The organism is Glutamicibacter sp. MNS18, from assembly GCF_026107515.2.
Lineage (GTDB): Bacteria > Actinomycetota > Actinomycetes > Actinomycetales > Micrococcaceae > Glutamicibacter.
In genome coordinates this window covers 38,805-52,189 of record NZ_JAPCHW010000006.1, presented here as the reverse complement: position 1 = coordinate 52,189, position 13,385 = coordinate 38,805, and the positions used below count along the sequence as shown (strand labels likewise).

The 13,385-nt window shown below is 63.0% G+C and carries 10 protein-coding genes; 5 read left to right on the top strand and 5 right to left on the bottom strand.

The genetic code is table 11. From position 1 onward, the window contains the following. Positions 1-2: 2 nt before the first annotated feature. Complete coding sequence (fdhD, locus tag OK351_RS10050; protein ID WP_265158455.1) at positions 3-833, bottom strand: formate dehydrogenase accessory sulfurtransferase FdhD; 831 nt, start codon at positions 831-833, stop codon at positions 3-5. Positions 834-1,091: 258 nt separating this feature from the next. Between fdhD and OK351_RS10045 the strand changes: the two genes are divergently transcribed. Beyond that, positions 1,092-1,712 carry a malonic semialdehyde reductase gene (locus OK351_RS10045; protein ID WP_265158454.1) on the top strand — a complete coding sequence of 207 codons (621 nt, stop codon included), beginning with the start codon at positions 1,092-1,094 and terminating at the stop codon, positions 1,710-1,712. Positions 1,713-1,784: 72 nt separating this feature from the next. Here OK351_RS10045 and OK351_RS10040 read toward each other — a convergent pair whose 3' ends face one another. Then, positions 1,785-2,972, bottom strand: coding sequence for a hypothetical protein (locus OK351_RS10040; RefSeq protein ID WP_265158453.1), 1,188 nt, complete (start codon positions 2,970-2,972; stop codon positions 1,785-1,787). Positions 2,973-3,306: 334 nt separating this feature from the next. Here OK351_RS10040 and OK351_RS10035 point away from each other — a divergent pair, with 334 nt between their 5' ends. Continuing rightward, positions 3,307-4,602 (top strand): NAD(P)/FAD-dependent oxidoreductase, encoded by a 1,296-nt coding sequence (locus OK351_RS10035; protein ID WP_371931423.1) that lies wholly within the window; start codon positions 3,307-3,309, stop codon positions 4,600-4,602. A 99-nt stretch (positions 4,603-4,701) separates the two neighbouring features. On the opposite strand, the gene OK351_RS10030 is transcribed toward OK351_RS10035, so the two are convergent. Continuing rightward, positions 4,702-5,553, bottom strand: a complete 852-nt coding sequence (locus OK351_RS10030) for an NAD(P)H-binding protein (protein ID WP_265158451.1) — start codon at positions 5,551-5,553, stop codon at positions 4,702-4,704. 126 nt (positions 5,554-5,679) lie between these two features. Here OK351_RS10030 and OK351_RS10025 point away from each other — a divergent pair, with 126 nt between their 5' ends. From OK351_RS10025 to OK351_RS10015, 3 genes are all read left to right on the top strand, one after another. Beyond that, entirely contained in the window at positions 5,680-6,096 is a 417-nt protein-coding gene (locus OK351_RS10025; protein ID WP_265158450.1) for a LexA family protein, read from the top strand. Beyond that, complete coding sequence (locus OK351_RS10020) at positions 6,086-7,417, top strand: Y-family DNA polymerase (protein WP_265158449.1); 1,332 nt, start codon at positions 6,086-6,088, stop codon at positions 7,415-7,417. The genes OK351_RS10025 and OK351_RS10020 overlap by 11 nt, the downstream gene beginning before the upstream one ends. Before the next feature lie 86 nt (positions 7,418-7,503). Continuing rightward, positions 7,504-8,706 carry a glycoside hydrolase family 3 N-terminal domain-containing protein gene (locus tag OK351_RS10015; RefSeq protein WP_265158448.1) on the top strand — a complete coding sequence of 401 codons (1,203 nt, stop codon included), beginning with the start codon at positions 7,504-7,506 and terminating at the stop codon, positions 8,704-8,706. 48 nt (positions 8,707-8,754) lie between these two features. Here the strand turns inward: OK351_RS10015 and OK351_RS10010 are convergent, their stop codons facing one another. Together OK351_RS10010 and OK351_RS10005 are read right to left on the bottom strand one after the other, a co-directional pair. Then, positions 8,755-12,093: a S8 family serine peptidase gene (locus tag OK351_RS10010; protein WP_265158447.1), complete on the bottom strand. Its 3,339-nt coding sequence runs from the start codon at positions 12,091-12,093 to the stop codon at positions 8,755-8,757. Positions 12,094-12,548: 455 nt separating this feature from the next. Next, positions 12,549-13,373, bottom strand: a complete 825-nt coding sequence (locus OK351_RS10005; protein ID WP_265158446.1) for a hydroxymethylpyrimidine/phosphomethylpyrimidine kinase — start codon at positions 13,371-13,373, stop codon at positions 12,549-12,551. Positions 13,374-13,385 lie beyond the last annotated feature (12 nt).

Sequence of the window (13,385 nt, the reverse complement as noted above, 5' to 3'; positions counted from 1 at the left end):
GTTCAGGCGCCCACAACGCGTTGTGCATGAGTGTATAGGTTGATGCTGGTGCCGCGGGAGAATGCGGCCAGGGTCAGTCCAGATTCATCGGCCAGTTCCACGGCCAGGGATGAGGGTGCGCTCACGGCGCTGAGCACCGGGATACCGGCCATGGCCGCCTTCTGGACCAGTTCGAAGGACGCCCGGCCGGAAACCTGCAGGACGGTATCGCGCAGCGGCAACAGGGATTCGCGCACCGCCGCACCGATGACCTTGTCCACGGCGTTGTGCCGCCCTACGTCCTCGCGCAGCACCAGCAGTTCACCGGCGGTGTTGAACAGGCCCGCGGCATGGACCCCGCCGGTGGCGGAGAACAGGCGTTGCGAGTCGCGCAGGGTGTCCGGCATCCGCAGCAGTGTTTCGAGCTCAACCAACCCGTCGGTGGGATCCGGCGTGTGGCGGGATTTCTTGCGCACTTCCTCGATGGAGTTGGTGCCGCAGATCCCGCAGGCGGAGCTGGTTACGACATTGCGGGCCAGGGTTAGATCCGGATGCCGGGCACCGATCCCCAGCTGGACCTCGATGACGTTGTAGGTCTGGTTGCCGTCCTCGTCGGTGCCGGCACAGTAACGCATGGAGGACAGATGCTCGGCGCGTTCCACGATGCCTTCGGCCAGCAGGAAGCCGGCCACCAGATCGAAGTCGTCACCCGGGGTGCGCATCGAGGTGGTGAAGGAAGTGGAACCGAAGCGGATTTCCAAGGGCTCTTCGCCGGCGAGTTTTTCCTCCCGGGTAGTGCGCCGCCCGTCCATGGTGGCACGGATGATGCGCCGTCGGGTGATCTTGCGTCCCATGATCGTGCTCCTTTGCTGGGCTGACCTCCTGCGTTTGTCAGGACTGGAAATGCTCGGATTTACCCGTGCCCAGCTGCAGTTGATGTCCTACCTACCACGGTAGCCCCATGGCCGGGTCCGCCACCAGTGACGGACAATATGTATATTTAGCGTATATTAGATTGCCGCGAATGTGTCTCCCGCCACAAAGGGTTGCGTGGATGGTTGCGGGTAGTCAAAGGTTAAAGGGTCAAGCTTTAGCTGTCCCAAGGAGAACCAGTGACCGAGCAACTCACCGCCAGCGCTTCCGAGGCCTTCGTGCTTGCCCCCGAGGTGATGGATCAGCTGTTCTTCGAGGCACGCAGTGCGAACTCGTTCATCGACGAGCCGGTGGCGGACGAAACCCTGGATGCGATCTACGAGGCAACTAGGATGGGCCCTACACTGATGAATAACCAGCCGCTGCGCATCGCTTGGATCAAGTCCGAGGGTGCCCGCCGCGCGGTGGCCGCAACCATGAGCGGTTCCAATGCCGCCAAGGCGTTGGCCGCACCGGCGCTGGCCGTCCTGTCCTTTGACCCCGAATGGCATGAGACCTTCGAGTACTTCTTCCCGCATGCTGCGGAGCGCAAGGCCATGTTCGAGGAGTCGACCATGCGTTCGTCGGTGGGCAGCAACAATGCCTGGCTGCAGGCAGGGTATTTCATGATGGCCGTTCGCGCCGCGGGTCTGGCGGTTGGTCCCATGGGCGGCTTTGACCATGCCGCTCTGGATGCCGCGATCAACGCGGAAACCGGGTACAAGTCCTTCCTGATCGTGAACATCGGCAAGCCGGGGGAGAACGCCTGGTTCCAGCGCCTGCCACGGCACGAAGCAGATTTCGCGGTGCGCAGCCTGTAGGTTGCCTTGCCGATAACCAAGGCCTCGGTCCCATCAGCGGTTGACGGGACCGAGGCCTTCTTGGTTGGAAAATCAGGCTTCGTCTCCGGCCTGGCCGGCCAGCAACCGGTCCGAGACCTTCTCCAAGGCACGCTCAAGGGATACGCGGACCACCTCGGGGACCGAAATGTATTCGCCGATGGTCACCAGGCCCTCGCGCTCGAAGCAACGCAGTACGCGCTCCACCTGGGGTACGGTGGCTTGCAACTGCGGTAGCAGGTGGTGCTGCTCTTCGGGCAGGTCCTCGATTCCGGGGGTCTGCAGGGCAAAGTCGGTTCGCGGCTGGTTTGACGAGGCCGCGTTGCTCAACACCCCGGCGACCATCTCCGCCACATGGCCCTGTCCCGGAACCGCCAGCGCATGGGTCAAAACGTGGGAGAACAGTACTTCGGCGATCAGTTCCTTGATCAGGCGGGAACCGGCCCCAGTGGTCGAGTTCAACGCCTGGAGCAGGTTGTCCGTGGGCACCGCATTCGGGGTTTCGTAGCGCAACAGCGCGGTACCGATCAGCGCATCCCAGTACGCGGCGAGCCGCGGTACCTCGGCCAGTGAGCCCACGATGCTTCCATCGGCCGGTTCCCAGGCCGTTGCCCCGGCGTCGGCCGATTCCTCCACCTTGATCAGCATGCCCAGCGCCTCTGCGGCCTGCGCCAGTGTCTGGCCGTGCAGCACGCCGCTCGGGTCGGTGGGTTGCCCCGCGCCCACCCAGGCCAGCAGTTCCCGGGCGGCGAAGACCATCGGCAACTGCTCGAACGCCGCGTTGGCCTCGTCGTCTTCCATGAAGGGGACAACGATGGGTGAATCACCGGCCATTTTCGACAGGAATTCGAAGCTGGACTTGAAATCCTCGACACTTCCGCCGAAGTTGGCGCTCTGACCGAGGAAAACCAGATACTGCTTCAACAGGTTCGCGCTGGTGCGCAGCACATCTTCACCCAGGGAGCGCAAATGCCCGAGCTGTTCGCCCAAGGCGGCGGTGTCAAAGGAGGTGATGTTGACTTCCTTGCGCAGCTGGGCATGCACCGTCAGCAAAGTGGTCAATCCTTCCAGGGCCGAGCGGGTTTCGGAGGAGGACTCCTGTTGGAAGTGGCGGTGCAGGCCTTGCTTGAAAGGCTGCAGGGCTTGACGTACCTCTGTTTCGAAAGGCACCGAGCTGGCGCCATCACGGCGTGCCGGGTGTCCCTGGGAGGTCTTCTTCTTGCTGGGCTTGCGTGTTGCCATGGTCGGCGTATTGTCCTTTAGCTTGACATGTCGGGTCCTTGCTACCAGTCTACGCAGGGCCGATTGGGCCTTGCGTTTCGGGCCCTGCCGGGGGCATGGCCGAGCCGAGTCGTGAAAACATGGGATTTCATGCCGTATTCGGGGAACCTTGTGTCAATATCGGGAATCGGCCAAATTTATTGCGGAGAATCATTGGAACCAATTGATTTTATTCGGATATTTGGATCATGTGTTCCAGATCACCGATGATTTATCGGATCCCGTTGCAAATGCCGGGAAAAGCCGAGAAGGTGAGAGCGAAGTACTTCCCCTGTGCCAGGGGAACGCCGGAAGAATTCAAGGAGTGCAAATCATGGCCAAGGGTGTATCGCCGGATCATGTTGTCATTGTCGGAGCCGGCTTCGTTGGGCTGTCTACCGCTTGGTACCTGCAGGAGCAGGGTGTCAAGGTGACCGTTGTTGACCGCGGTGGGGTTGCTTCGGGTGCATCATGGGGTAATGCCGGGTGGCTGACCCCGGCGTTGACCCTGCCGATCGCCGAACCGTCGGTATTCACCAACGGCTTGAAGATGATGTTCGACCCCGCCTCGCCGCTCTACATCCCACTGAAGGCCGATGCCAAGTTGATTCGCTTCCTGCTCGGTTTCGCCTGGCATTCGACCCCGAAGAATTGGGAGAAGGCCATGCGCACCTTCTCCGAGATCGGCACCACCGGTCTGGACGCGTTTGACGAGATTTCTGAGTCGACCCAGGCCGGTCCCGGTGTGTCTGAGAAGACCCTGCCCGCCAACCCGTTCCTCACGGGCTTCCGCAGCCTGGCTGACCGTGACGGGCTGCTGCATGAATTCGAGATGATCCACAAGACCGGGGGCAATGTCGAGTTCGACCTGCTCACCGGTGACGAGTTGCGGGAAATCGAGCCGACCCTCTCCGGCGAGGTGGCAGCCGGTATTGCCATTAAGAACCAGCGCTTCCTGAACCCTCCCAAGTACATGGATTCGCTGGCCGAGTCCGTGATTGCCCGTGGCGGCGACATCATCGGTGCCTTCAACGTCACCGACGTGCGGGACAACGGCGGATCGGTCACCGTTATCGGCTCCGAGGGGCGGGCGATCACCGCAGACCATGCCGTCATGGCCACCGGCGCCTGGATGAACGACCTGACCAAGAAGTTCGGTGTGAACATCGTGGTGCAGGCCGGGCGGGGCTACTCCTTCACCGTGGAACCCGAGCACATGCCCACCCACCCGATCTACTTCCCAGCCCAGCGTGTGGCCTGCACCCCGTTGGGGGACCGCTTCCGCATTGCCGGAACCATGGAATTCCGCGACGCGAACCACAAGCTCGAACCCAAGCGCATCGAGGCCATCGTGGCAGCGGCCAAGCCGGTGTATGCCGGGATCAATTGGGAGAACCGCAAGGAGGAGTGGGTTGGCGGGCGCCCGTGCACCGCCGACGGCCTGCCGCTGATCGGCCAAACCAACTCCGCACGCATCTCCGTCGGTGGCGGCCATGGCATGTGGGGTGTGGCTCTGGGCCCATTGACCGGCAAGATCCTGGCCTCGCAGATCACCGGCCAGTCGGTTCCGGGCGTGGCACGTCACTTCAACCCGCTGCGCAAGGGTTTCTGAGCCTACTACGTCTGCCGCACGTCCTGCCGCGCACCGGATTCCGGTGCGCGGCAGGACGTGCGGCTTTGCTGTTCCCGGTGGATGGCCGGACGTCCGGAATCAGTGGTGGCGCTTGGCTGAGCCGCGAATGATGGCCCGATACCCTTCCCGGTAGTCGGGGAAGGTCGGTTCCCAGCCGGTGGAGCGTAGCAACGTATTACTCAGTCGCCGATCGGTGGCCGGCTGTGGCGCGTCATCCTCGGTCGCGAGCAGGGGTACACCCAGGGACGCTGCCAGGTGTTCGTAGACTTCGGCCAATTGCGACGGACGGTTATCGGTAACCAGATACAGGTCCTTGATGCCTTGCCCGAATTCGGCGAGGTGGACCACGGCCTTGGCCAGGTCGTCCCGGTGGATCCGGTTGGTCCACCGGGATCCGGACGGCAACCTGGCGCTGCCCGAGCGCACCAGATCAATCAGGCGGGTGCGGCCCGGACCGTAGATTCCCGAGGCCCGCAGGATCGTCACCGGAAGCCCGGATTCCAGCAACAGGTCCTCGGTCTGCGCCAGGATCCGTGCGGTGGGCCGTGATGGGGCCTTGGCGTGGTGTTCGTCCACCCACTGTCCGTCCTGACCCGCGTTCACCGATGTGGAGGATATATAGAAGAAGCGTGAGAGCGAGGGGGCTTGGGCCTGCAGGGCGGTGACCAGCCGCTGGGTGGTGCGCAGGTAATTCAGTTCGTATCCGGCCAGATCGCGGCGGGAAGGCACCGGGGTGAACAGTACGATCTCCGTTTCGGGATCGATGGGTGGAAGCTCCCCGTTGGCCACGTCAACCCGATGGGCGTCGAAAATCGCCGGCAAGTGCTCGGGGCTTCTACGCCACGCGGTAACTTTCGCCCCGCGTGCCTGGAAGCGCAGGCCGGTTTCTATTCCGACGTCCCCACAGCTGACCAGTAGTACCTTCTGCAATACGGCTCTTTTCCTCGCTGGGTGACCCGTCGGCGGATCTCATTTGTTGTACCAGCATAGACATCATTGGGCGGATCCTTGCTAGAATTCATGTAGTTCGAATATATGTGCGAAAATTGGCGGGTTATGGGAACAGGAGAACCGGTGGTCCCCGAACCATCAAGTGCGGGACCGGTGAGCGCCGTGCAGGCCATGGGGTTCCCTTCGCCTGCCCGGGACTACTACGACGCCGGACTTGACCTGAACCGCTTGCTGATCACCGACCGGGTCTCCAGCTTCATCATGCGGGTCAGCGGCAATTCGATGACCTCGGCCGGGATTTACGACGGAGACGAGATCATCGTGGACCGCGCCCGGATTCCCAAACACGGCAGTGTGGTGGTGCTCCGCCACAACGACCAGTTGCTCGTTCGCCGCTGGCAGCTGGAACAGGGGAGGGCCGGCCTGCTCAGTGACGAGTCCGAAGACCCCCAGTGGCTGGCCGAGGCCGATGATGTCGAGGTCTTCGGCCTGGTGACCAGGTGCCTGCACTATGTCCGCTGAATCGGCCACACGCGGTGGCGAATACATCGCCTTGGTGGACGTGAACAATTTCTACGTGTCCTGCGAGCGTGTGTTCGACCCCGCTTTGCGCCACCGCCCCGTGGTCGTGCTCTCGAATAACGACGGCTGCGTGGTGGCACGGTCGCAGGAGGCCAAGGACCTGGGGATCACCACGGGTGTTCCCTACTTCAAGGTCCGCGACCTGCAGCAAAGCCACGGCCTGGTGGTGCGTTCGAGCAACTACGAACTCTACGGGGACATGTCCGCCCGGGTCATGGAGGTACTGGGCAGGTTCGGTACCTGGCAGGAGGTGTACTCGATTGACGAGTCGTTCCTCGGGCTGACCGGTTCACCGGTGCAGGTGCAACGCAGCGCCGCCGGTATCCGGGCTGCGATCCACCAGGCGGTGGGGGTCCCGGTCTGCGTGGGGGTTTCCTCGACCAAGACCCTGGCCAAATTCGCTAACCACGTGGCCAAGAAGAACCCGAACCTGGCGGGGGTCTGCGTAGAGGAACTCATGGAACCGTCGGTGCTGGCGCGGATCAAGTCCCTGGTTCCGGTAACCGATGTGTGGGGTGTGGGCTCGAAAACCGGGAGCAAGCTGGCCGGAATGGGAATCCAGAGCATCGCCGAGCTGACCGCGGCCGATCCGCAGGCGATCCGCAAGAGGTTCTCCGTGGTCCTGCAACGCACCGTGCTGGAACTCAACGGTACCCGCTGTATCGGCCCGGTCGAGGAGCGTTCGGACAAGGGGCAGGTGATGTTCACCCGCTCCTTTTCCCACCCCGTGCGTTCCAGGGAACAGATGCGCGAGGTGATGAGCTACTATGCCCAGAAAGCCGCCTCGCGCTTGGCCAGCGAGGGCCGTTATGCCAGCCTCATGACAGTGACCGCTGGTACCAGCCGCTTCGCCTCGGGCCAGCAATCCTTCCCCTCGGCGCAGATCCGCCTGCCGCGGGCCACACGGGATCCGATCCTGCTCACTTCCCTGGCGGTGAAGGCCATGGACGGGTTGATGGAGCCCGGGAACGATTACGTGCGCGGGGGAGTGATCCTCTCCGGACTCAGCGACGAACCGGACGCCGAGGAACTCGAACTGGGGCTTGGCCACACCGAAGGAGAGCGGCCCGCCTCGGCAGGCAATACCGGCGGCGAACGAATCAGCCACATGGTGCAGCAGGTAACCCAACGCTTCGGTTCCAGGGCCATCGGGCTGGGGCGGACCGGGATTGCGCAGGAACCGGATTGGTCGATGAAACGCGAGTTCATCTCCCAGCGGTACACCACGGACTGGGAGGAATTGCCCGCAGTCAGGGCCTGAACGTCAGGGATGGGAAACGTGGGAGTTGTCCGATAGCCACCCGCGTCCATAGTGCGAACAGGCTTATTGAATGCCACAATGACTTCATGAGCCTGATACGCAGCGCCCGTGTCCTTGTCCCCGTGCTGGCTCTGAGCCTGGTCGGGTGTGCTACGGGTGCACCGGATTCCGGTGACGGTGGCGGTGCGTCGGAGTCGGCTCCGCCCATTCCGAGCCCCACACCAGCCCCGACTCCCGACACCAACGAGGTAGCCGCCGGGCTGGTCCAGGCGTTGGACCCCGCCCAGCAGGCGGCGATGCTCGTTATGGCGGGAGTACCAGCCTCCGGGGCCGCCGCCGCCCAGCTTGAGCCACTGGCCGAGGCCGGGATCAGCAGTGTTTTCCTGCACGGACGCTCCCAATTGTCGGTGACACAAACCCGTGATGAGGTCGAGAAGATGACCCAGGCACTGGCCGGAAACCTTCCCCAGGACCTACCCGTATGGGTGGCCACCGACCAGGAAGGCGGTTTTGTGCGGGTGCTCCAGGGGCCGGGGTTCAGTGAGCTACCCACCGCCGTGGAACAGGGAGGCTGGTCGGAATCCCGGCTGCGTGAAACCATCGCCGTGGTTGGAGGGGAACTGGCCGAGGCCGGAATCAACATCAACCTGGCCCCGGTGGCCGACACCGTGCCCGAAGAACTGGCCTCGAGTAACGAACCGATCGGCTATTGGAAACGGAACTACGCTTTCAACCCGGTATCTGTGAGCATGACTGTGCGACAGGTCAACGAATCGCTGCATGGGTCCGGGATCCAGCCGGTGGTCAAGCATTTCCCGGGTCTGGGGAGGGTCAAGGGCAACACCGATACCACCGCCAACGTGGCGGACACCACCACGACGGTACAGGACGAGTACCTGCTGCCCTTTGCCGACTCAATCACCCAGGACCTGGCCTGGGTGATGATCTCCAACGCCAGCTACCCGGAGCTTGATGACCAGAACCTGGCTCCATTCTCCGAAGCGGTGGTCACCGACCTGCTACGCACAGAGTTGGGTTACGAGCGGCTGGTGATCTCCGACGACCTGTGTGATGCGGTGGCCGTCTCGGGGATCGAGGTGGGCCAACGCGCGGTACAGTTCATCCAGGCCGGCGGCACCATGGCACTGTGCGTGCGAAGTGAACCGGCCCTGCAGATGGTGCAGGCGCTCGCCGACGAAGCGGAGGCGGACAACGACTTCGCCGCCAAGGTGGAGCAGGCGGCCACCGTGGTCATGGCCGAGCGGCTGCTGTCCACCGGGCAGGACTGATCCCCGGCCCTGCCGTTGGCTGAACCGGGGACCCGCCCTCAGCGCGGACTACTTGTTCCCCTTCCCTTTGCCTTTCTTAGCGGGCGCAATGGTGAGCACCTGGGCGCGGTCGCCGTCATTGATGTCAGCCTTCTTTTTCGTTTTCTTGCCGTCGAGGTTTCCAGTGGCGTTATGCAGGTGGAGCAGCAACACCTTGGATTCCTTGGCGGTGTCCTTGACCGTGACCGGGATGCGGGTATTCTTCACGTCGGTGAACAGGGTTCCGCTCGCCCCGAAGTCCAGTTGCGGAGCGCTCACGTCGAAGCTGATCCATTCGGTCTCATCCACCGGCACCAACGCGCCATCGTCGTCGGTGTGGTACCAGGAGTAGGCCTGTACCCGGTAGGAGATCTCGGTGCTGGATTCATCCAGCCCCAGAGCCGACAATGCGACCGGCAGGATGGCCACATTGGTGTCGAAGCTGTTGGTGTCGACATCTCCGAGTACCCCGTTGACCGGCTGCAGATCCACCTGTTCGCCGTTGGCCAGATCGAAGGTGGCCACCAGATCCAGGTCGATTCCATCGATCTGCGTGGTGAAGGAAACGAAGTCGGCCTGGCCATCGGCATCGGTGTCGAACTCGATGTCCAGCTCGGTTGCCCCGGCCAGGTTCGCCCAGTTCTCCCAGGTCGAGATGCCGATATTCACCAGTCCATCGGCGACCCCGGTCTTCCCGGCGGTACTCGAAGCACCCACATACTGCAGATCCATGGCGCTGGCTGCCGGAATGGAGTCCAGCCTCTTGGCCTCACGGGGGCTGGTGGCACCCAGTTCGAAAGCCCCCAGCAACGAGGTGACCTGGCCGCTTCCGCGACCGACCTGCACATCCTTGCCCTTGAGCTTGATGCCGGTGGTGTTTTTGCCCTTCTTCAGCTGGTCCACCTTGGCGCCCATCGAGGCAGTGGGCTTGGGGGCGGCTTGCACCGGTACCCGCAATGTGGGGGCCTTGGGACTGCTCAGCTCCACCCGGCCGGTCACGTCACTGACCCACTGGCGGGCCAGGCCGGATTGCACTGCGTCCATCGTGGGATCCAGGGTCTTGGAGAACTTGCGGGGATCGATGTTCAGAGTCACCTTCACCTTGGCGGATCTGCCCGCCGCGACCTTCACCGACGAGCGGTCCAGCTTGTAGCTGGCACCCGGGATGCTGGTCGACGGGATGTACTTCAGCTGGTATTTCACGGTTTTGGCCGAGGTGTTCTTGACCGTGATCGATCGGGTGGCGGAGAATTTCTTCTTTGCATCCAATTCGATCACTCCGAAGACCACGGAAGTCAGGTCCGGGTTCTTCGAGTCATAGGCGTACGCCGGGGAGGTGATCGCGGCATCGGCCATCACCCGTCCGGTACCAACCCGGTTCGGCCCGTAGGGCTCGCCGTTGGTGGCCAACACGTCGGTGGCCGCGGTATTCATGATCAGGCTCTTGGCCTGCTCCGGGGTGTAGTCCGTTCCCTCAAGCACCAGCGCGGCGATTCCTGCCACCATTGGGGTGGCCATCGAGGTGCCGGACTTGACCGACGGCTTGTTTCCGGTGCCGACCGCTACCGAACCGATCTGGGTTCCCGGGGCGGCGACATCGGGTTTCACGATTCCGTTCGACCCGTGCACACCACGTGAGGAAGAGGAATTCAAGGTGTCCTTCGCCCCGGAATTCCCGGATGCCGCACCGATCAGATCGGGGGACAACGTCACGCTCAGCGTTTCCGCCTGCGCGGCGGCCCGCAGCGTCTCGGAGTTGTCCCGTGTCAACTGCGCTCCCGGGATAACCGCATTGCCAGCGATGCCGGCATCGAAGAGATTGGTCTCGGAATCCAGCAGTACACCGGTTGCCCCGGCAGCTGCCGCGTTGTCGAAGCGGGCCCCCGAACCACAGGGGAACTCGCCGTTCTCGCTCCACTGCAGCCACACCCACTGTCCTTCCAGGGATCCCGCTTCGAAGGCCTGGCAACCGAAACGGTTGGCTTCCGGGGCCATCACCACGTCCCCGCTGAGCGCAGCGGGATCAGCGGAGGTGTAATCGAAATTCACCGAGTACTGCCCGGCCACGTTGCCTGCCAGATCCGCAGGTGCGTCAACCTGGACGGCATCCATGGTGACCTGTGACCCCACGGTGTTCGCAACCGTCAGTGAGCTGCGCGAGTTGCCAGGGGATCCGCCGACATCGGTGACATCTCCTGCGTTGCCGCTGGCAACCACCGAGAGGATCCCGGCCTTGGTCAGCGCGTCGACGATGTCGTTCTCCGGATCATCCGTGGGGGAGCGGTCCGAACCCAGGGACATGTTCACCACGTGGGCCCGATCGGAGAAATCACCGTCCCCATTCGGGTCGAGAACGTAATCCAGCGCCTGGCCCACCACGGCGGAGGAGCCTGCGCAGCCGAAGACACGGATGCCGATGATCTGTGATTCGGGTGCGGTGCCCGGCCCGACATGCATTTGTGCAACCTGTTCGGCCGTCAGCGAGGTGTAGTCGCCGCGGAAGGTGGCACCATCGGCGGTGACGCCGTAGCCGGAGGAACTGCCGGCCACATGCGAACCGTGTCCCGCACTTTGGCAGTCAAGCGGGTTCGGATCCGGTTTGGGCACCGGTTGGTAGTCGGGATCGCTCGGGTTGGCATTGTAGTCATCGCCCACCAGATCCCATCCTCCAATGAACTTCTCCGGATCACGCAGTCCCGTGTCTGCCGAGGGCAGTGCCTCCGAGGCCTGGGCCTGTGCGTAGGCTTCCAGTGTTCCCGGTCCGCCGAATCCCGCGTGGGTGTAGTCCACCCCGGTGTCCAGCACCGCGATCTTCACGCCCTTGCCGGTTTTCTCCAGCGCGGTCCAGCTTTCCAGCGAACCGGTGTCGATGACACTGCCTCGGTTGGTCGGGTACTTCGGGACAATGGCACTGATCTTGGTGACGTCCTCCCGGGTTGCCAGCTCCCGCAGGTCCTCGGCATCACCGCGCAGGGCTACACCCCGCAGGGCATTGGAAGTGGTGTACAAGACCCGGGAATCGGAGGCCCTGGCCAGTTCCCGGCCTTTGCCTTCAACATCCGAGCGGATCCGCTTGACCCGATTAGTGTCACGTTTCCTGGTTTTGACCTCAACTTCCTCGAAAGCGCCAGCACCCTCTAGCTGAACGTAAACAGAAACCTCACCGTTGGACTTGGCCAAGGGGCCGGAGACCTTCCGGGACGAGAGGGCTGAATTGACCTTGCCGCCGAGCGACTGGGCTTCCCCGCCGTCGGCCGGGCGCGGAACGGGGTCCGCAGCGGCGAGTGGGGTTACGGTGACGGCCAATGCCAGGGCAGTGGCCGACGCCATGATCGTGCGCGCAAGGCGTGGGGTGCGCCGAGTGATCATGATTCTCCTTGATGGTCCGCGGAAATGGCACTTGCGAGTGCCAGCTCGTGACTTCAAGGACCCCATGCTTCGTAGTCCACCAGCTGCTTATTCCCCTGGTGTCCGCGACTGCGCCAGGGTCCTAGCTCGCCATCATATGTGAGCTGCGCAACATTCTAAACAGCTGTTGAATAGCGGCCCCGTGTCCGCGTGCGGGATGGATCGGGCCTTTCAGATCCGGATACTGCGCCGACTGGGGGTCTTGTCGGGGCCGCGGGAAGCCGTCGCGGGGAAAGTTTCAGATTAACCTATCGGCTACCGCGATGGCCGATTGGCCAATGCGCCGGAATTCTCGGTGGTTCGTGACGTTGCAGGGAAAGGGAAAACCCGGTTGGCTGGACAACACAATAAAACGTTGACCGGCCAACCGGGTTTGTCGGGGAAGCGGACCGCAAAAAGGCCCTGGATCCTTGGGCCTAGCGGCGCCCGCCCTGCCAGAGCGCGTCGAAGGGGGTTGCGCCAGCGACGCGGTTACGGATGCCCGCGGTGACAAAGGTCTTGGCGGTGCGGGCAGCCTCCAGGGGCGAAGCTCCCTTGGCCAACTCGGCAGTGACGGCGGCGGCCAATGAGCAGCCGGCGCCGGAGACTGCCACGTCGCCGATCTTCTTCTCGCGCAATACCTCCAGGGTGTGGCCGTCGTAGAACACGTCCACTGCATCCTCGCCGGCAATGCGCACCCCGCCCTTGGCCAGCACCACGACACCGGAGTCCTCATGGATCTTCTTGGCCGCGGCGATCAGGTCGTTTTCGCTGTTGATGCTCAGGCCGGATAGCTGTTCTGCCTCGAAGTGGTTCGGGGTCACGAAGGTGGCCAGGGGAAGCAGGTTGGACTTCAAGGCCTGGTCGGTATCCAGTGCGTGGCCCGGCTCCTGTCCCTTGCAGATCAGTACCGGATCAAGAACGACATTCTTCCACGGCTGCTTCTTCAGTGCCCCGGCCACGGTATCAATGGTGGTGGGTGAACCCATCATGCCCAGCTTCACGGTGTCCAGGCTGCCGTTGTAGCATCCCTGGATGGCTTCCAGTTGGTCGGCGATGACCTGCGTGTCAACGGGCACGAATCGGTGATTCCAGTTGTTCTTCGGGTCAAAGGAGACAATGCAGGTCAACGCGACAATGCCATAGGTGTTCAGTTCCTGGAAGGTCTTCAGGTCGGCTTGCGCTCCGGCGCCGCCGGTAGCTTCGGAGCCGGCGATGGTCAGCGTGATGGCAGGGCGGGGTGCGGTAGTAAGATAAGTCATGATCTCCAGTGT